General features: G+C 71.7%; 19 protein-coding genes. 10 read left to right on the top strand and 9 right to left on the bottom strand.

Going from position 1 to position 18,831, the window contains the following annotated elements; translation table 11 throughout:
- Positions 1-63 precede the first annotated feature (63 nt).
- The 3 genes from AB0I71_RS13340 to AB0I71_RS13330 are packed head-to-tail and all read left to right on the top strand — an operon-like array spanning position 64 to position 2,117.
- Positions 64-372, top strand: coding sequence for a hypothetical protein (locus tag AB0I71_RS13340; RefSeq protein WP_357584125.1), 309 nt, complete (start codon positions 64-66; stop codon positions 370-372).
- Positions 373-374: 2 nt separating this feature from the next.
- Positions 375-1,541, top strand: a complete 1,167-nt coding sequence (locus AB0I71_RS13335) for a glutathionylspermidine synthase family protein (RefSeq protein WP_357584123.1) — start codon at positions 375-377, stop codon at positions 1,539-1,541.
- An 18-nt stretch (positions 1,542-1,559) separates the two neighbouring features.
- Entirely contained in the window at positions 1,560-2,117 is a 558-nt protein-coding gene (locus AB0I71_RS13330) for a CGNR zinc finger domain-containing protein (protein WP_357584121.1), read from the top strand.
- A 31-nt stretch (positions 2,118-2,148) separates the two neighbouring features.
- Here AB0I71_RS13330 and AB0I71_RS13325 read toward each other — a convergent pair whose 3' ends face one another.
- Positions 2,149-2,955, bottom strand: coding sequence for a sugar phosphate isomerase/epimerase (locus AB0I71_RS13325; RefSeq protein WP_357584119.1), 807 nt, complete (start codon positions 2,953-2,955; stop codon positions 2,149-2,151).
- A gap of 75 nt (positions 2,956-3,030) precedes the next feature.
- Complete coding sequence (locus AB0I71_RS13320; RefSeq protein WP_357584117.1) at positions 3,031-3,975, bottom strand: Ppx/GppA phosphatase family protein; 945 nt, start codon at positions 3,973-3,975, stop codon at positions 3,031-3,033.
- 72 nt (positions 3,976-4,047) lie between these two features.
- Between AB0I71_RS13320 and AB0I71_RS13315 the strand changes: the two genes are divergently transcribed.
- A complete protein-coding gene (locus AB0I71_RS13315) occupies positions 4,048-4,857 on the top strand; it encodes a hypothetical protein (RefSeq protein ID WP_357584115.1) in 810 nt (269 codons plus the stop codon).
- A 336-nt stretch (positions 4,858-5,193) separates the two neighbouring features.
- Here the strand turns inward: AB0I71_RS13315 and AB0I71_RS13310 are convergent, their stop codons facing one another.
- Positions 5,194-5,877 carry a response regulator transcription factor gene (locus tag AB0I71_RS13310; RefSeq protein WP_093403456.1) on the bottom strand — a complete coding sequence of 228 codons (684 nt, stop codon included), beginning with the start codon at positions 5,875-5,877 and terminating at the stop codon, positions 5,194-5,196.
- A gap of 56 nt (positions 5,878-5,933) precedes the next feature.
- Positions 5,934-7,148, bottom strand: a complete 1,215-nt coding sequence (locus AB0I71_RS13305; RefSeq protein ID WP_357584290.1) for an ATP-binding protein — start codon at positions 7,146-7,148, stop codon at positions 5,934-5,936.
- Between the two features lie 276 nt (positions 7,149-7,424).
- On the opposite strand from AB0I71_RS13305, the gene phoU reads away from it, so the two are divergent.
- On the top strand, positions 7,425-8,075 hold the full coding sequence (gene phoU, locus AB0I71_RS13300; protein ID WP_357584288.1) for a phosphate signaling complex protein PhoU: 651 nt from the start codon (positions 7,425-7,427) through the stop codon (positions 8,073-8,075).
- 52 nt (positions 8,076-8,127) lie between these two features.
- On the opposite strand, the gene AB0I71_RS13295 is transcribed toward phoU, so the two are convergent.
- On the bottom strand, positions 8,128-8,895 hold the full coding sequence (locus tag AB0I71_RS13295) for a phosphoglyceromutase (RefSeq protein ID WP_357584113.1): 768 nt from the start codon (positions 8,893-8,895) through the stop codon (positions 8,128-8,130).
- A 151-nt stretch (positions 8,896-9,046) separates the two neighbouring features.
- On the opposite strand from AB0I71_RS13295, the gene AB0I71_RS13290 reads away from it, so the two are divergent.
- Together AB0I71_RS13290 and AB0I71_RS13285 are read left to right on the top strand one after the other, a co-directional pair.
- Entirely contained in the window at positions 9,047-10,354 is a 1,308-nt protein-coding gene (locus AB0I71_RS13290; protein ID WP_357584111.1) for an MFS transporter, read from the top strand.
- A gap of 112 nt (positions 10,355-10,466) precedes the next feature.
- A complete protein-coding gene (locus AB0I71_RS13285; RefSeq protein ID WP_357584286.1) occupies positions 10,467-11,735 on the top strand; it encodes an MFS transporter in 1,269 nt (422 codons plus the stop codon).
- A gap of 370 nt (positions 11,736-12,105) precedes the next feature.
- Here AB0I71_RS13285 and AB0I71_RS13280 read toward each other — a convergent pair whose 3' ends face one another.
- From AB0I71_RS13280 to mshA, 3 genes are all read right to left on the bottom strand, one after another.
- Entirely contained in the window at positions 12,106-12,963 is an 858-nt protein-coding gene (locus AB0I71_RS13280; RefSeq protein WP_357584284.1) for a hypothetical protein, read from the bottom strand.
- A 188-nt stretch (positions 12,964-13,151) separates the two neighbouring features.
- Complete coding sequence (locus AB0I71_RS13275) at positions 13,152-13,685, bottom strand: YbjN domain-containing protein (protein WP_203999918.1); 534 nt, start codon at positions 13,683-13,685, stop codon at positions 13,152-13,154.
- Between the two features lie 86 nt (positions 13,686-13,771).
- Positions 13,772-15,121, bottom strand: coding sequence for a D-inositol-3-phosphate glycosyltransferase (mshA, locus tag AB0I71_RS13270; RefSeq protein WP_357584108.1), 1,350 nt, complete (start codon positions 15,119-15,121; stop codon positions 13,772-13,774).
- A gap of 183 nt (positions 15,122-15,304) precedes the next feature.
- Between mshA and AB0I71_RS13265 the strand changes: the two genes are divergently transcribed.
- Together AB0I71_RS13265 and AB0I71_RS13260 are read left to right on the top strand one after the other, a co-directional pair.
- Positions 15,305-16,069, top strand: a complete 765-nt coding sequence (locus AB0I71_RS13265) for an SDR family oxidoreductase (protein ID WP_357584106.1) — start codon at positions 15,305-15,307, stop codon at positions 16,067-16,069.
- Positions 16,070-16,083: 14 nt separating this feature from the next.
- Positions 16,084-16,878 carry a class I SAM-dependent methyltransferase gene (locus AB0I71_RS13260; RefSeq protein ID WP_357584104.1) on the top strand — a complete coding sequence of 265 codons (795 nt, stop codon included), beginning with the start codon at positions 16,084-16,086 and terminating at the stop codon, positions 16,876-16,878.
- Positions 16,879-16,913: 35 nt separating this feature from the next.
- Here AB0I71_RS13260 and AB0I71_RS13255 read toward each other — a convergent pair whose 3' ends face one another.
- The gene (locus AB0I71_RS13255) at positions 16,914-17,996 is read right to left on the bottom strand and encodes a UDP-N-acetylmuramate dehydrogenase (protein WP_357584102.1); all 1,083 of its coding nucleotides are present in this window, start codon (positions 17,994-17,996) and stop codon (positions 16,914-16,916) included.
- Between the two features lie 70 nt (positions 17,997-18,066).
- On the opposite strand from AB0I71_RS13255, the gene AB0I71_RS13250 reads away from it, so the two are divergent.
- Positions 18,067-18,831, top strand: a complete 765-nt coding sequence (locus AB0I71_RS13250) for a maleylpyruvate isomerase family mycothiol-dependent enzyme (RefSeq protein WP_357584100.1) — start codon at positions 18,067-18,069, stop codon at positions 18,829-18,831.

Below are 18,831 nucleotides of genomic sequence, written 5' to 3'. Positions count from 1 at the left end.
GAGCGTAACGCCCACCCGACCGGCAGGTACGGTCCCCGTCACCCCCGGCCCGGGGCGGACGGAATGGCGTTCATCGGTTACAACCATGTCGTGGAACAACGCCCCCGCCGCCGACTCCGATCGGCCTCCGTGCAGCTCGGCGCGCTCACCGCCCTGGCGCTCGCCCTCTCCGGCTGCAACATGACCTCCGACGACGACGATGACGACTGCGCCCTCGGCCCGACCGGTGGCGGCGAGACAGTGGCCCTGGCCATGCGGGTGCCGGTACCCGCTGCCGAGACCAGCAGCGGTCGCGCGGCCCCCGAGCCGACCGGCGCGGCCGTGCCCGAGCGAGGCGGCTTCGGCACCCATCTCGCCTCCTGCGGCGGCTGAGCGTGCGTCGCGAGCAGACCACACCGCGGCCCGACTGGGACACCACGATCCGCGAGCAGGGCCTGGTCTACGTGGACACGGAACTGCCCGACGGCGGGCTGATGTCGTACTGGGACGAGACCGCGGCGTACGCCTTCGAACTGGACGAGGTGCTGCGCCTGGAGGAGGCCACCGAGGAACTGCACCGGATGTCGCTGGCCGCCGCCGAGCACGTGGTGGCGCGCAACCGGTACGCCGAGTTCGGCATCCCGGCCTGGGCCGCCGAGGCGGTCGCCCGGTCCTTGCGGGAAACCCCGCCCAGCCTCTACGGCCGCTTCGACCTCTGGTACGACGGCAGCTGGCCACCGAAGCTGCTGGAGTACAACGCCGACACCCCGACCGCGCTCGTCGAGGCGAGCATCATCCAGTGGTACTGGCTGGAGCACACCCGGCCGGAACTGGACCAGTGGAACAGCCTGCACGAGCGGCTCGTCGGCGCCTGGGCGAAGATCGGCGCCGGGCTGCACGACCGGCGGGTGCACGTGGTCTGGTCGAACGAGGAGGAGACCGGCGAGGACCACATGACCGCCGGCTACCTGGCCGAGACCGCCCGCCAGGCGGGACTGGACGTCGAGCTGCTGCCGATCCAGGACCTCGGCTGGGACGGCCGGCGTTTCGTCGACACCGCCGACCGCCCGGTCACCACCTGCTTCAAGCTCTACCCGTGGGAGTGGATGCTCGCCGAGCCGTACGGTCCGCTGGCGGTGCGGCCGGGCACGCCGACCACCTGGATCGAGCCGGCCTGGAAACTGCTGCTGTCCAACAAGGCGCTGCTGGCGGTGCTCTGGGAGTTGTACCCGGGGCACGAGCTGCTGCTGCCGGCGTACCTGGACACACCGCGCGGAATGCCCGAGTACGTCGCCAAGCCGCTGCTCGGACGGGAGGGCGCGGCGGTGCGGATCGTCACCCCCGGAGGGGAGATCAGCAATCCGGGTGACTACGGCGACGAGGGCTTCTGCTACCAGGAGTTCCGGGCACTGCCCGAGTTCGCCGGGAGCCGCATGGTGCTGGGCAGCTGGATCGTCGACGGCGAGTCCGCGGGTGCCGGGCTGCGGGAGAGCGCCAGCCTGATCACCGACGGCTACGCGCGGTTCCTGCCGCACTACATCGACGCGCCACGCCCGGGATGAGTCGTCTACGGTTGGGGCGTGGACTTCGACGCGTACGCCCGGACCGGGGTTGACCTCGTCAACGCACGACTGGACGACCTCGACGACCTGCGCGCCCTCTTCTGCGACGACCAGGAGTGGATGCGCGACGAGGTCGCGGAACGGGACCTGCCGACCTTCCGGCGCGCACAGAAGCGGCTGCGGGACGTCTTCGCGTACGGCACCTCGGGGCGGGACGCCCAGGCGGTGAGCGAACTGAACTCCCTGCTGGAGACGTTCCCGGTGCAGCCACGCATCTCGGGACACGACTCCAGCGACTGGCACATGCACGTGACCAGCCGGGGTGCCTCGGTCAGTTCGGAGTATCTCGCCGGCGCGGTGTGGGGCCTGTCGGTCTGGCTGTGCGAGTACGGCAGCGCCCGGTTCGGTGTCTGCGCCGACGACCGCTGCGGCAACGTCTACCTGGACACCTCGTCCAACTGCTGCCGGCGGTTCTGCTCGGAACGCTGCGCCACCCGCTCGCACGTGGCCGCCCACCGGGCCCGCAAGCGGGCCGCCGTGCCCAGCCAGCCGGACCCGCTGGCACCGGTTTCCTGACCGGCCCCCCGATCGGGCGGGGCGGCGACGGTCAGGCGTCGACCGGGGACGGCGTGTTCAGGTGCTGACGGGCGAAGGCCAGCGCCTCGCGCAGATCCGCCTCGCGAACCTGCCGGCTCTTCGCACCCCGGGTGGTCACCTCCACCGCCACCGAGCCGGTGAAGCCCCGCCCGGCGAGCGAGCGCAGCAGCTCGGCGCAGGGCTGGTTGCCGCGTCCCGGCACCAGGTGCTCGTCGCGTCCCTCGCCGGTGCCGTCACCGAGATGCACGTGCGCAAGGCCGTCGCCCATCCGGTCGGCCATCGCCAGCGCGTCGGTGTGCGAGGCCGCGCAGTGCGACAGGTCGAGCGTGTACGAGGCGTATCCGGCCTCGGTGGGATCCCAACCGGGCAGGTACGGAACGAACTGGCGGCCGGCCATCCGTACCGGATACATGTTCTCCACCGCGAACCGCAGACCGCCGAACTCGCCGGCCACCCGGTCGAGCCCCTCGGCGAAGCCTCGCGCGTACTCCCGTTGCCAGGTGAACGGCGGATGCACCACGACCGTCGGTGCCTCCAGCGTCTCGGCCAGCACCGCGGCCCGACGGAGCCGCTCCCACGGATCAGGGCTCCACACCCGCTGGGTGACAAGCAGACAGGGAGCGTGCACGGAGAGCACCGGCACCCCGTAATGGTCGGACAGTCCCCGCAGCGCGCCCGCGTCCTGGCTGACCGCGTCGGTCCACACCATCACCTCGAGGCCGTCGTAGCCGTGCGTCGCGGCCAGCTGAAACGCCGCCGCGGTCCGCTCAGGGAAGACCGAGGAACTGGACAGGAGCACCGGGACGCGGGAAGTCACACCACCGAGGGTAGCCGCCGCGCGTTGAGACACCATGACGAGAGTACGTAAACCGGACAGCGAGGACGACGGGGATCACACCGGCGCCAGTCGATCCAGCCGGCTGAGGATCACACCCTCCCGTAGTGCCCACGGACAGACGTCCAGGGAGTCCACCCCGAGCCGACGCATCACCGCCTCGGCGACCACGGCACCGGCCAGCAGTTGGTGGGAGCGCCCCGCGCTGACCCCCTCCAACTCGACGAGCTGCGCGGGTGGGATGTGCCGGATGAAGCCGAGCACCTGCCGCAGCCCGGACCGGGTGAGCCGGCGTCGGGCCCAGAGTCCGGCACCGCTGGGGGCCGCACCGGCGAGCCGGGCCAGCGTACGGAACGTCTTGGAGGTCGCCACCGGCCGTTCCCAACCCACCTCGGTCATCCGCTCGACCACCGGATCGAGGTGGGCGTCGACGTACTGTCGCAGCTCCTCCACCGTCTCGGGTGCCGGCGGGACGGTGCTTTCCGGATCGACGCCGAGCCGGTCCCGGGTCAACCGACCGGCCCCGAGGGGCAGCGACACCGCGACGTCCGGATCCTCGTCGACACCGGCCGCGATCTCCAGCGAGCCGCCGCCGATGTCCAGCACCAGCAGCCGCCCGGCGGACCAGCCGAACCACCGGCGGACCGCGAGGAACGTCATCCGCGCCTCGTCGGCGCCGGAGAGCACCTCCAGCCGTACGCCTGTGGAGTCCCGCACCCGGGCCAGGACGTCTGCCGCGTTCGTGGCGTCCCGCACCGCGGAGGTGGCGAAGGCGATCAGGTCGTCCACCTCCAGCGCGGCGGCCGCCGTACGCGCCGCGTCCACCGCCGTGACCAGGGCGTCGGCGCCGACCTCGCGGAGCGCGCCGTCCGGGCCGATCTGCTCGGCGAGGCGCAGCACCGCCTTTTCCGAGTGCGCCGGCCACGGGTGCGCGCCACGGTGAGCGTCGACCACCAGCAGATGCACCGTGTTCGAACCGACGTCGAGGACACCCAGTCGCATGGGAGAACCCTAGGCCCACCCGGTTCGCGCCACTCGCCGACCTGCCCGCCGCACCACGCGTACGCTGGCCGGGTGACAGGGCAGATCGAACTCCGTGTGCTGGTGGACGACCCGGCCGACCCGCGCAGCCGGGAGGTGCCGCTGGACTTTCCCCGAGAGTGGATCGAGTTTGTCGACCCGGCGGACGAGCGGCACCTGATCCGGGCCGACCTCACCTGGCTGCTGTCCCGGTGGACCTGCATCTTCGGCCGGGGTTGCCACGGCATCATCGCCGGCCGGTCGGCCGACGGCTGCTGCTCGCACGGTGCGTTCTTCACCGACTCCGACGACGAGTCGCGGGTCCGTGCGGCGGTGAAGCGGCTGACGCCGCAGACCTGGCAACACTATCGGCGCGGGTTCAAGAACTGGACCGAGAACGACACCGTGGACGGCAAGACCCCGGCACGGCGCACCGCCACCCAGGGAGCGGACGGCCCCTGCGTCTTTCTCAACGACGCGGACTTCCCGGGCGGGGGCGGCTGCGCGCTGCACGCCCAGGCGCTGCGCGACGGGGCGCATCCGCTGGAGTACAAGCCGGACGTGTGCTGGCAGCTACCGATCCGCCGCGACCAGGAGTGGGTGAAGCGGCCGGACAACACGAAGGTGCTGGTGTCCACGCTCGCCGAGTTCGACAGGCGCGGCTGGGGTGCCGGCGGGCACGACCTCGACTGGTGGTGCACCTCCTCCACCGACGCGCACGTGGGGGCCGACCCGATGTACCTGTCGTACGCCCCGGAGCTGACCGCGCTGATCGGCGAATCCGGGTACGCCAAACTGGCCGAGCTGTGCGCGGCGCGGACCCGGCAGGGCCTCGTCGCCCCCCACCCCGCCGACGGCGCCTGACGCGGCGTCAGGCGGAGTCCGCTGCCGGCCGGCCCGGCCGGGCGCCACAGCAAGCCATCACACAGGGCAACGATCCGCATCCGACCCAACCAACCCCCTTACCACCTTTGCTCTGCTTACCTATACGCACAGGTAGCTCTGCGTGGTCGGCGTCGCGCCCTTCAGCCGCGAGAGCGACCACACAAGCCCTGGTCAGCGAGTTGTGCGTATAGGTAAGCAGAGCAAGGGAGCCGAGTAGGAGACTGGGTGGGCGGCTGCGGCGTTACGCAACGCAACTGGGCCGGGATAGTGACAGATCGTCATCAACGACGGCAGTCAGAAGCGGGTGCGGTCGGATCACGGCTCGAACTTGTAGCCGAGACCGCGCACCGTGACGATGTGGCGCGGGGTGGAGGGCTCCGGCTCGATCTTGGAGCGCAGCCGCTTGACGTGCACGTCCAGCGTCTTCGTGTCGCCGACGTAGTCGGCACCCCAGACCCGGTCGATCAACTGGCCCCGGGTGAGCACCCGACCCGCGTTGCGCAGCAGCAGCTCAAGCAGCTCGAACTCCTTGAGCGGCAACTGCACCGCGCCCCCGTCCACGGTCACCACATGCCGCTCGATGTCCATCCGGACCGGCCCGGCGGCAAGCGTCGGCGCGCCCGACTCGGGTGCCTCCGGGCTCTGCCGGCGGAGCACCGCGCGGATCCGGGCGACCAGTTCCCGGGGAGAGTACGGCTTGGTCACGTAGTCGTCGGCGCCGATCTCCAGGCCTACCACCTTGTCGATCTCGCTGTCCCGAGCGGTGACCATGATGATCGGTACGTGCGAGCGCTGGCGCAGCTGCCGGCAGACCTCGGTACCGGACATCTCCGGCAGCATCAGGTCGAGCAGGACGATGTCGGCGCCGGTCCGGTCGAACTCGGTGAGAGCCGACGTCCCCGTGGCAGCCACCGAGACCTCGAACCCCTCCTTGCGGAGCATGTACGACAGGGCGTCTGAGAACGACTCCTCGTCCTCGACCACCAGAACGCGACTCAACGGCGTTTCCTTTCCATCGGTCCGACCGGACGGAGCCCGGCCTGATCCATATCCGGTCAGACCTGCCGGAGCTCGGCCGAACCGGCCTCGATCCCAGCAGTCGGCAGTGTCGCCAGCAGGTCGTCCGGCGGGCTGGCGGGCAGCCGGAGGGTGAACGTCGACCCACCACCAAGAGTGCTCGCCACATCCACCCGGCCGCCATGGTTGCTCGCGATGTGCTTGACGATCGCCAGCCCCAGGCCGGTGCCGCCGGTCGCCCGCGAGCGCGCCTGGTCGGCGCGGTAGAACCGCTCGAAGATGCGGTCGACGTCGGTGGGCGCGATGCCGATGCCCTGGTCGGTGACCGCGATCTCCACCTGCTCTCCGGCGGCCCGGGCGACGATGCGTACCGTCGTGTCCTCGCCGGAGTAGTTGAGGGCGTTCTCGACCAGATTCGCCACCGCCGTGGCGAGCTGGTTGTCGCTGCCGTACACGGTCAGTCCCCGCTCGGCTTCGACGGTCACCTCGATCCGCCGGGCGGCGGCGGCGGTCCGGGTGCGATCGAGCACCTCGGAGATCACCCAGTCCACCGCGACCGGTTCTGGTGCCGGCTGTGGTTCGGCGCCCTGGAGCCGGGTCAGCTCCAGCAACTCCTGCACCAGCCGTCCCAACCGGGTCGACTCGTGCTGGATGCGCTCGGCGAACCGCCTGGCGGCGACCAGGTCCTCGGAGAGATCGGGGTGCCCCTCGTCGGCCGGCTCGGTGGCATCCAACAGTGCCTCGGCGAGCAACTGCAACGCACCGATCGGGGTCTTCAGTTCGTGGCTGACGTTGGCCACGAAGTCCCGGCGGACCCGGGCCAACCGGTGCGACTCGGTCACGTCGGCCGCTTCCACCGCGATGTAACCGTTGCCCAGTCCCATCGCCCGCAGGTGCACGCCGAGCGGGTTCTCACCGGCGTTGTCGCGACCTCGGGGCAGGTCGAGCTCGATCTCGCGTCGTACTCCGGTGCGCCGTACCTGCCCCGCCAGGGTACGGATCAACGGATGCGCCATGATCGAACCCGGCCGTCCACCGGTCCGCAGCAGTCCCATCGCCCGCGCCGCCGGATTGACCAGTACGGGCACGTCATCTGCGTCGAGCACCACGACCCCCGCGCGCAACGAGTCGATCGCGCGGCGGCCGAGCCCGACCTGCACTTCGTCGACGATCGCGAGCCTCCCCTTACCGAACCGGAAACCGGCCCACCTGCTCCCCGTGGACCCGGTCGGCCGGCGCGCCGTCGGGATCATGCGGGACAACCACAGGCCGGCGGCCACCCCGACCACCAGGGCCGCAGCCACACCCACCGTCACCGCCCACGTCACCCGGCGATCGTAGGGTCATTGTTAACCCGGCTATCGCCCAGAACAGGACGAAGCACTCTCACTTCCGGGAAAGTTCACCCGCGCGTCCGGCGTAGTTCATCAGCGTTCACCTCCGGTCCGCCCGGCAGCCCTAGTTTTGGCGGCGTACCTGCGCACATCCCCGCCGGCGGGATCGCCGGCACCGACGGACAGGACGTGAGAATGCGCGACGAGTTCCGGGCCGAACTTCAGGCCGTCAGCCAACTACTGGTCGAGATGGCCGAGGGAGTTCGGGCGGCACTGCGGCAGGCGACCCGGGCCCTGCTCACCGCCGACCGCCGGGCAGCCGAGTCCGTGATCGAACGGGACGCCGAGATCGACGGGCTCTACCGTCAGGTCGAGGAGCGGGTCTGTGACCTGCTCGCCCGCCAGGCCCCGGTCGCCTCCGACCTGCGCGCCATGATCACCGCCCTGCACGTGGCGGCCGACCTGGAACGGATGGGTGACCTGGCCGACCACGTCGCCAAGACGGCGCTGCGCCGGCACCCGTCGCCCGCCGTGCCGGCCGAGCTGCGCCCGGTCTTCACCGACATGGCGAACATCGCCGACCGGATGGCCGAGAAGATCGCCTCGGTGCTGGCTCACCCGGACGCCGATCTCGCGGCCGAACTGGACGGCGACGACGACGCGATGGACGAGCTGCACAAGGGGTTGTTCGGGGTGCTGCTCGGCGCGGACTGGCCGTACGGCGTGGAGACCGCCATCGACGCCACCCTGCTCGGTCGCTTCTACGAGCGTTTCGCCGACCACGCGGTGAACAGCGCCGAGCACGTCGTCTACCTGATCACCGGCGAACCCGTCACCCCCGCCTGAGCCCGTCGAGGGGGCCCCGGCCAGCCCGGGGCCCCCTCGCACGGTGTCGCGGTCAGCGACCCTGGTTGGCCACCGCGGCGGCAGCCGCCTTCGCGGCCTCCGGGTCGAGGTAGGTGCCGCCAAGCGTCTGGGGGCGCAGCAGCGGGTCCAGGTCGTAGCGCAGCGGGATGCCGGTAGGGATGTTGAGCTTGGCGATCGCCTCGTCGCTGATCTGGTCCAGGTGCTTGACCAGCGCCCGCAACGAATTGCCGTGCGCGGCCACCAGCACCGTACGGCCGGCCAGGATGTCCGGCACGATCGAGTCGTACCAGTACGGCAGCATCCGCTCGACGACATCCTTGAGGCACTCGGTACGTGGCATCAGCTCGGTCGGCAGCAGCGCGTACCGCGGATCGCCCACCTGCGACCACTCGTCGTCGTCCGCGATCGGCGGCGGCGGGGTGTCGTACGACCGGCGCCAGAGCATGAACTGCTCCTCGCCGTACTCCTCAAGGGTCTGCTTCTTGTTCTTGCCCTGGAGCGCGCCGTAGTGGCGCTCGTTGAGCCGCCACGACCGGCGCACCGCGATCCAGTGCCGGTCGGCGGCGTTCAACGCCAACTCGGCGGTCCGGATGGCGCGGCGCATCACACTTGTGTGCACCACGTCCGGCAGCAGGCCGTGCTCGCGCAGCAGCTCGCCGCCGCGGCGCGCCTCGCTCTCCCCCTTCGCGGTCAGGTCGACGTCGACCCAGCCGGTGAAGAGGTTCTTGGCGTTCCAGTCGCTCTCGCCGTGCCGAAGCAGGACCAGCGTCCCGACGGTGGGCCCCTCGCTAGCTGTCATGCCGATCATCCTGCCGCAACCCGGAATGGCTCGCGCGGGAAGGGTGGTGACGACCACCACGTGGAAATACAGGTGACCTTGATTCCGGCACGCCACTAGGTTGGTAAGGATCCGATAGATCACCAGGCATTACGGAAACGGGGGCGCCGGCGTGCGCGCGATGCGGGGTTGGTTCCGGGACACCACAGGTGGGCTACCGAGGACCTTCTGGTACCTCTGGACCGGCACGCTGATCAACCGGCTCGGCTCGTTCGTCCTGGTCTTCCTCGCCATCTACCTGACCCAGGAACGCGGCTTCTCCGCCTCACAGGCCGGCCTGGTGCTCGGCGCGTGGGGCGTCGGTGGCGCGGTCGGCACCACCGCCGGTGGCACCCTCACCGACCGGTGGGGCCGCCGGCCGACCCTGCTCACCGCCCATCTCGGCGCCGCGACGATGATGCTCGCCCTGGGCTTCGCCCGCGACCTGTGGACGGTCGCGGCGGGAGCTTTGCTCCTCGGCCTCTTCGCCGAGGCGGCCCGCCCCGCGTTCGGCGCCATGATGATCGACGTGGTGCCGGAGCGGGATCGGCTGCGCGCCTTCTCACTCAACTACTGGGCGATAAACCTCGGCTTCGCCTGCGCCGCGGTGCTCGCCGGCTTCGCCGCCCAGGCCGGCTACCTGCTGCTCTTCGTGGTCAACGCGACCACCACAGTGGTCACCGCGCTGATCATCTTCGTGAAGGTGCGGGAGACCCGGACGGTCACCGTCGACATGCCCCGTGGCGGTGCCCCGGCCGGCGCCCTGCGGACCATCCTGAGCGACCGGGTGTACCTCGGTTTCGTCGCTCTGAACCTGCTCGGGGCACTGGTCTTCCTCCAGCACATCTCGATGCTGCCGATCGCGATGGCCGACTCCGGGCTGAGCCCCGCCACGTACGGATCGGTGATCGCGCTCAACGGTGTCCTGATCGTGGCCGGCCAGCTCTTCGTGCCTCGGCTGATCAAGGGGCGCAGCCGGTCGCACGTGCTCGCCCTGGCCGCGGTGGTGATGGGCGCGGGCTTCGGGCTGACCGCGTTCGCCGACGTCGCCTGGTTCTACGGGCTGACGGTGCTGATCTGGACCCTCGGCGAGATGCTCAACTCGCCGTCCAACGCGACCCTCATCGCCGAGCTCTCCCCCGCCGAGCTGCGCGGCCGCTACCAGGGTGTCTTCTCGCTCTCCTGGCAGCTGGCCGGCGCGGCGGCGCCGATCCTCGGTGGACTGGTGCGGGAGCAGGCCGGCAACGCCACCCTCTGGTTCGGCTGCGCGATGATCGGCCTGGTGATGGCGGTGGGCCACCTGCTCTCCGGCCCGGCCCGGGAACGGCGTGCCATTGCCCTGCGTACCGCCGGTGCCGCTCCCGTCGTCACGGTGCAGTCGACCGCACCGCAGCCCGCCGCCCCGCAGGCGGCCGAGCCGGTGGCCACCTCCCGAGGGTGAGTCCCGCCACCCGGCGTCTCTCCCGTCCGTCGACCCAGGCAAGATCTGTTAGGTGTCCGAACAGATTGGCGAGGTCGGGGCACCGGCCGAACGGCAGCCCGACCTGCCACCGGTGGGGGCGGTTCGTCGCTGGCTGACCGACACCGCGGGCGGCCTGCCCGCGACCTTCTGGTACCTCTGGGCCGGCCTACTGATCAACCGGGCCGGCGCGTTCGCGATGCTCTTCCTGTCGCTCTACCTGACCGCGGCCCGGGGCGCGAGCGAGTCGCTGGCCGGCGTGGTGGTGGGCGCGTACGGCGCGGGCGGGGCGGCCGGGGTGCTGCTCGGCGGGGTCCTGGCCGACCGGTGGGGTCGACGGTCGACCCTGGTGGCGGCACATCTGGTCACCGCCGCCCTGATGGTCGCGCTGGCCCTCAGCCAACACCTCGGCGTGATCGCGGCGCTCGCTCTGCTGGTCGGGGTGACGCACTCCATGCCGAGCCCGGCCTTCGTCGCGGCGATCGTCGACGTGGTGCCGGAGCATCGCCGGTCCCGCGCCTTCAACCTCCAGTTCTGGGCGTTCAATCTCGGCATGGCGGTCGCCTCAGTGCTGGCCGGCCTGCTGGCCGAGGCGAGCTACATGGCCCTCTTCCTGGTCGACGCCGTCGCCACGTTGGCCACCGCCGCGCTCATCGCCTGGAAGGTCCCGGAGACCCTGGCCCGCCGCCGGAGTCCGGCGACTCCGGCCACCGACACCCGCCGGTCGCGTCGCCCCGGACTGCACACCGCGTTGACCGATCGACATTTCCTGGTCTTCGTCGGGCTGACCTTCGTGCTGGCCGTGCTGACCATGCAGGCCTCGACGATCATGCCGTTGGCCATGCGTGCCGACGGGTTGGGGCCGTCGTCGTACGGCGCGGTGGTGGCCCTCGGCGGCGTCCTGATCGTGCTCGGGCAGTTGTTCGTGCCCCGGCTCATCGACCGCCACCGGAAGGCGCACGTGCTGGCCCTGTCGACGGCGCTGCTCGCCGCCGGCTTCGGTGCCCTCGCCATCGCCGACGACCTCGCGTTCTACCTGGGCGCCTGCGTGATCTGGACGGTCGGCTCGATGCTGGCCGCGCCACCCAACGCCCAGATCAACGCGGACCTGGCACCACCGGCGCTGCGGGCCCGCTACCAGTCGGTGTTCTACCTGGCCTTCCCTGCCGCGTCGTTCATTGCGCCGACGATCGGCGGCTTCAGCCTGCAACGGTGGGGCGACGGGCACTGGCTGCTGGTCGGTGCGCTGGGTCTGCTGGCCGCCGGTGCGCACCTGCTCGCCGGACCGTCCCGGGAACGGCGCGTGGCCGCCCTGCGTCACCAGGGCGAACGGGTCGAGCCGTCGTTGGCTGGTCACTCCTGAGCGCACGCGTAATGCCCGGCACGTAACGTGCCGGGCATTTCACGTCGTACGACCGGCGGCGGCGGGCGACACTCACCCCCGTAAGCGACGCCCGCTCGGCCGCCGGTCCAAACAGGTGGGCCACCGTCCCCCAACGGTGTTGGTCCACCCGTCCCCCGCGCCGCGCCCGGCTGCACAGATCTGATCGATCCGCCGCTCCCCCGAACGGTTCCGAGCGTTACGCGGTGCAATAAAGTTAGTGCGGCCCGACCTCGCGATTCAACCTGAGCGACTGTCTCGCCCGTCACAGCTACCGAATCTCCTGAGACGGCGCTTCAGGCCCTCGGTCAAGGCAAACAGCGGGTACCCGGGGGCTATTCCCGCAAACCTCTCACCCGTCTTCCCGATCGGGTGATTCGGTCCGGAAGAAGTTGCTCTGCCGTCCGTCCCGCATCTGGTCCTGGTAGATCAGGTTCAGCCGACGCATGTCGAAGGTGTGGAACCACTCGTCCCAGGTGATCTCGCGGATCCGACTGCTCTCCCGGTAACCCGGAATGTTGAAGGTCAGCACCCCGGCCCGGCCCTCGCGCTCGGTACCGCTGATGGTCGCCGGCTTGGCGCCCCGCTCCCGGGCCCACCGCCGGATGACGTCGTGGTTTGTGGTCACCAGGCTGCGGCCGGGACGCTCCGGCCGGTCCTGGAGCGAGGAGATCAGCTGCGACGACCGGACCGACCGCGAAGTCGACCGCCCGGTCCGCGCCGCGCCACCGCGGGCCGGCCGAGCCTCGGCCGTCCGCCGGGTGGGCGCCGCCTTGCCGGCGCGAGTGGCGGCAGTGCTGGACCCACCGCCCGCCTTGCCGCTCGTGGTCGCCTTGCGCGGGGCCGACTTCCTCGCCCCGGCCGTGCTCCTACCCGCGGCACCCGTCGTGGACCTGCGCGCCGCACTTGTCGTCTTGCGGGCGGTGCCGGCCGTGGACCTGCCCGCCGCACCGGTCGCCTTGCGGGCCGGAGCGGCCCGTTTCGCCGGTGCCGCCTTGGCCCGCCCCGGCGCGGTCCGGCCGGATGCCGCCTGTCTCGTGCCGGACGCCTTCGTGGCGCTGGCCCGGCCGGCCGGACCACTGCTCCGGCGCCCGGCACCGCCGGACCGCAGCGCCTTCGCCAGTGTCTTCACCAGTTCCGGCTTACGCAGGGCAGAGATGCCGGAGACCCCGTACCGCCGCAGTTGTCCCCGAATGTCGTCCACCCGCATCCGGGAGATCTCCGACTCGGAGATCCGTGGCGTGTTCGGGGTCTGGTTACCACCCTGCCGCCTGGTCCTGGTCGCGGTCCCGCCGCGACCCGAGCTGCTTCGCTGAGCCATGGACGCTCACGCTCCTCGACACTCGCCGTCTCGGCGCGGCGGGTCCCAACGCCGCACCGCGCGCAGCGGCTTACCCGTCAGGAGCCGTCCGAACCTCCGGCGGCCGGCGGAGCCGACCGGGCGGCGTCCGAGGGCTCGAACAGGTGCGCGAAGGCCGCCAGGTTGGCGGTGGACTCGCCCCGCTTCACCCGCCACTCCCACTCCCGGCGGATCGAGCTGCCGAACCCGATCTCCAGCATCGTGTCGAAGGACTCGTCGGCGTAGGTCAGCACCGCACCGAACAGCCGGTCCAGCTCGTCGGCGTCGACACCTTCCGGGTTGACCCGGCCGGTGAGGTAGACGTCGCCGACCGCGTCGATGGAGAACGACACGGCGTACATCTTGGCGTTGCGCTGCAACAACCAGGCCCACAGCTCCTCGCGCCGCTCGTCCGGCTGGCGCATCACGAACGCCTCGATCCGCAGCGCGTGCTCGCCGACGATCAGGTTGCAGATCGTCTTGAGCTTGTGCGTGCCGGGCAGGGTCACCGCGTACGACCCCGGGCCGGTGGACTCGCAGGCGAGTTCCCGCTCCGCGCAGACGGACTCGATAAGTGCCCCGAGGTCGCTCATCCGGCCAACTCTACGACGATCACCACAGCATTGCCCGGCTGCCGGTCAGTCACCGTCGCCCCTGGTGGGCCGGGACCGTGCGGCGCTCAGCAGCGGGAGCCGGTGAGTTCGGCGGTGAGGCCGGCCCGGTGGTCGGCGATCGCCTCACCGTAGACGGTGAGCAGGCCGGCGGCGGTGCGGTGCCAGGAGAAGTCCCGGGCGTGCCGGGCGGCACCGACGGACAACTCGGCCCGTCGGGCCCGGTCGGGCAGCAGGCGGGCCAGCGTACCCGCCCAGTCCGCCGGATCGTGTCCGCGCACCAGCACCCCGCTGACCTGGTCGCGCACCGCGGTGACCAAGCCGCCGACGGCGGCGGCCACCACCGGTGTACCGCAGGCCTGGGCCTCCAGCGCGACCAGGCCGAAGGATTCGTTGTACGACGGCACCGCGACCAGGTCGGCCGCCTGGTACAGCAGGGGCAGTTCCGCTCCGGTGCGCGGCGGCAGGAAGTGCACCCGGTCGGCGACGCCGAGCGAGTCGGCCAGCTCGATCAGGGCGGTGGGCCGGTCCAGGCCGGTGCCGCTGGGGCCGCCGCAGATCACCACCGCGACCTCACGGGCCAGCTCGGCATCCCGCGCGCGCAGGGCGGCGATCGCGCGGATGAGCACGTCGGGTGCCTTCAGCGGCTGGATCCGCCCGACGAAGGCGACCAGGTGGCCGCGGGTCGGCAGGCCCAACCGGACCCGGGCGGCGATGGTGGCGGCGTCCCGGTCGCCGGCGGCCGGACGGAACCGCTCCAGGTCGACGCCGGGCTCGACCACCGCGACCCGGGTGGGCTCGGCGTCGTACCGGCCGATCAGGTCCCGCGCCTCGACCCGGGTGTTCGCGACCAGCCGGTCCGCCTCCGCGACCACCTGCTCCTCACCGATCACCCGCGCCTTGGGCTCCGGCCGGTCACCGGCGGCCAACTGCGCGTTCTTCACCTTGGCCAGGGTGTGCGCGGTGTGCACGAGCGGCACCCCCCAGCGATCCTTGGCCAGCCAGCCGACCTGCCCGGAGAGCCAGTAGTGGGAGTGGATGAGGTCGTAGTGGCCCGGCGGGCGGGCCGCCTCGGCGCGCAGCACCCCCGCGGTGAACGCACAGAGCTGACCGGGCAGCTCCTCCTTGGTCAGGCCCTCCAGCGGGCCGGCCATCACGTGCCGGACGTGCACCCCGGGCGCCACCTCCACCACCGGTGGCAGGTCACCGGAGGTGGCCCGGGTGAAGATCTCGACCTCGACGTTCGCCTCGGCCAACCGCCGGGAGACCTCCAGGATGTAGACGTTCATGCCGCCCGCGTCCCCGGTGCCCGGCTGGTGCAGCGGTGAGGTGTGTACCGACAGGGTGGCGATCCGCCGGGGTCGCGGCCACGGCAGGGAACCTCGCTGACGACCGACACCGGTGTGCTCTTCCGCCACGTCCGCTCCCTTTGCCACGGTTGATGCCGTCCCGCACGACCGGCGCTTCTGCGTCAACACTCCACGCCGGATGTCATCTTCCCGATCGGCGGCGGGAAATACGTCGGGCAGGTCCCCGGGCGTGACCGACCTCATGGCGACCGTGCCGCCCACCGCCCGCCGACGGGGAGCGAGAATGGCCGGATGAGTCGTGTCGCGATCGTCACCGGAGCGTCCAGCGGGATCGGCGCCGCCACCGCCCGGCGGCTCGCCGGCGAGGGCTTCCACGTGCTCGCCGCGGCACGGCGTACCGACCGGCTTGTCGAACTGGTCGCCGAGATCACCGCCGCCGGCGGTTCCGCGACCGCGGTGGGCTGCGACGTCACTTCCGACGAGTCGGTGGCCGACCTGGCTCGGGCCGCGCAGCAGGCCGGCGGGCCGGTGACCCTGCTGGTGAACAACGCGGGTGGGGCACGTGGGCTGGACCCGGTGGAGTCCGGCGCGATCGGTGACTGGCAGTGGATGTACGACGTCAACGTGCTCGGCACGCTGCGGGTGACCCAGGCGCTGCTGCCGCTGCTGGCGGCCTCCGGGGCGGGCACGATCGTCGTCGTCTCGTCGACCGCCGGCTTCACCGTGTACGAGGGTGGGGGCGGCTACACCGCGGCGAAGCACGCGCAGACCGCGATCGCCGGCACGCTACGCCTGGAGTTGTGCGGGCGCCCGGTCCGGGTGATCGAGATCGACCCGGGCATGGTGAAGACCGACGAGTTCTCGTTGACCCGCTTCGGCGGGGACGTCGACCGGGCGGAGGAGGTCTACGCCGGGGTCGCCGAGCCGCTGCTCGCCGAGGACGTCGCCGACTGCATCGCCTGGTGCGCCACCCGACCGCAGCACGTGAACGTGGACCGTCTCGTGGTCCGGCCGCTGGCCCAGGCCGCCCAGCACAAGGTGCACCGGGCCGGCTGAGCCCGGGGTCCACAATGACGTCGCGGGCGTACCGACCGCTCGGTGCGGTGACTCGGGGGACCACCCATCCCAACCGGCTCCGCCGGGTGGACAACTGGATCGTGGAGACCTGCGCCGGGCCGCTACGCGCCGCACCGGACCCGCTGGTGGTGGACCTCGGCTACGGTGCGACCCCGGTGACCGCTGTGGAGTTGCGCGCCCGACTCGCCGCCCGCGTCCGCGCCGACGTGCGGGTGGTCGGGCTGGAGATCGATCCGGTACGCGTCGCCGACGCACAGCCCGCCGCCGATCCACCCGGGCTCACCTTCGCCCGCGGCGGTTTCGAGCTGGCCGGCCTGCGTCCCGCTCTGATCCGCGCGTTGAACGTGCTGCGTCAGTACGACGAGAGCGAAGTGGCCGGCGCGTGGGCCACACTGTGCGCCGGGCTGGCTCCGGGCGGGCTGCTGGTGGAGGGGACCTGCGACGAGCTGGGGCGGCTCGGCGGGTGGGTGCTGCTCGATGCCGACGGGCCGCGCTCGCTGACCCTGGCCGCCCGGCTGACCACCCTGGAAACTCCGGCCGAGCTGGCCGAGCGGCTACCGAAGGCGCTGATCCACCGCAACGTGCCGGGTGAACGGATCCACGACCTGATCCGGGCCCTGGACGACGCCTGGCGCGCCGCCGCCGGCTACGCCCCCTTCGGCCCCCGCCAGCGCTGGCTGCACGCCGTGTCGGCCCTCCGCGCCCAGGGCTGGCCGGTTCTCGACCGCCCCCGCCACTGGCGCCACGGCCGCCTCACCGTCCCCTGGCCCACAATCTCCCCCACCTGACCCCCACCCCTGCCACCTGGGTGAAGTGGGTGGGGTTAGAGGGTGCAGTTGATGAGGACGGGTTCGGGGTGGAGGGTTACGCCGAACCGGTTCTGGACGCCGTCGCGGATCTCCCGGGCCAGGTCGAGCAGGGCCCGGGTGCTGGCGGTGCCGGTGGGGTTGGTCAGGGCGAGGGTGTGCTTGGTGGAGATGGCGGTGCCCTCGGGGCCGGGATACCCCTTGCCGAAGCCGGCCTTGTCGATCAGCCAGGCGGCGCTGACCTTGACCATGTCGCCGGCACCCGGCCACGCCGGCGGCTCACCCAGCTCGGCGGCCCGCTGCCGCAGATCGGCGTACGCCGTGGCGTCGAGGACCGGGTTGGTGAAGAACGAGCCGACGGAGCGGGTGTCCGGGTCGTCCGCGTCGAGCACCATGCCCTTGCCCGCGCGTAGTCCCAGCACCGTGGCCCGGGCCTGCGCCAGCGGCACCCGGTCACCGACCTCGACGCCGAGCGCCCGGCCCAGCTCCGCGTAGCGCACCGGGCCGGACAGCGGCGAGCGGGCCAGCCGGAAGTCCACCGAGAGCACCACCCAGCGCTCGTTGTACTTGAAGATGCTGGACCGGTAGGCGAAGCCGCAGTCGGCGGCGTCGACCTGCCCGACGGTCCCGGCCATCCGGTCGTAGACCTGCACGGCGGTGATGGTCTCGGCGACCTCCTGCCCGTACGCCCCGACGTTCTGGATCGGGGTGGCACCTGTCGAGCCGGGGATGCCGGACAGGCACTCCAGCCCCGACCAGCCGTTGCGTACCGTCGCGGCGACCAGGTCGTCCCACGGCTCACCGGCCTCCACCCGTACCGTCACGGTCTGCTCGTCCTCGGTCAGCACCCGCAGCCCACGGGAGCGGACGAGGACCACCGTGCCGGGGAAGCCGGCGTCACCGATCACCACGTTGCTGCCGCCGGCGATCAGGAGGATCTCGGAGCCCGCCTCGCGTACCCGGCTGACGATCTCGTCGGCGTTGCCGGCGGTCACGACCCGGCCGGCCGGCCCACCCAGGCACAATGTGGTGTATTGCGCCAGATCGCCCGTGCTGGCGGGTTGAGCGGCGGCTGTCGGCTGGGCGTAGACGTCAGACACGCCTCTCACCCTAGGCTGAGGGGTAGCCGTGGCACCCACTGGTGGCCCGGTCACCCCCGGGAGGATGGCGATGAGCAGATTGCACGGCACCAAGGACTTCTGGATCGGTGCGCTCCGGGCGGAGGGCCCGGCGTTCGCGGCCGCGGTGGCCGAGGCGCCACCCGAGACACCTGTGCTGTCCTGCCCCGGTTGGACCGTGACCGACCTGACCCGCCATCTCGCCGGAATCTACCGGTGGGTGCACGACGTGGCCGGCTCGGGTGATCCGGCGGCACCGCAGCAGAGCCGGTCACAGCCGGTCGATCCGGCTGCGGGCGTCACCGCCGTCCAGCAGTGGCAGCAGGCGTACGACGAACTGATGGCACTCTTCGACGCGCTCGACCCGGAGGCCCCGGCGTGGAACTGGGCTCCCCAGCCGAAGAAGGCGGCCTTCTGGCCGCGCCGGATGGCCCACGAGACGGCGGTGCACCGTTGGGACGCCCAGCTCGCCATCGCCGCGGGTGAGCCGATCGAGGCCAAGCTCGCGGCCGACGGGGTCAGCGAGGTGCTTGACACCTGGTTGCCGGCCGGCCGGCGCAGGTCGGGCGGCCCGTGGCAGGGCGTGGTCCGGCTGACCGCCACCGACGCCGCCCAGGAGTGGTACCTGCGGCTGCGCGGCGAGGGGGTCGCCCTGCTCGACACCGGCACCATCCTCGACCACGACGACCATCACGCCCGGGTGCAGGTGAGCGGCACCGCCAGCGACCTGCTGCTGGCGCTCTGGGGGCGGGTCAGCTTCGACACCCTGACCGTCGCGGGCGACCGCACCCTGCTCGACGGGGTCCGCACCGGCTGA

The organism is Micromonospora sp. NPDC049891 (genome assembly GCF_040660295.1).
In the GTDB taxonomy this organism is placed as follows: domain Bacteria; phylum Actinomycetota; class Actinomycetes; order Mycobacteriales; family Micromonosporaceae; genus Micromonospora.
The sequence above is the reverse complement of the archived record's forward strand: the minus strand, read 5'-3'. Positions and strand labels throughout refer to the sequence as shown.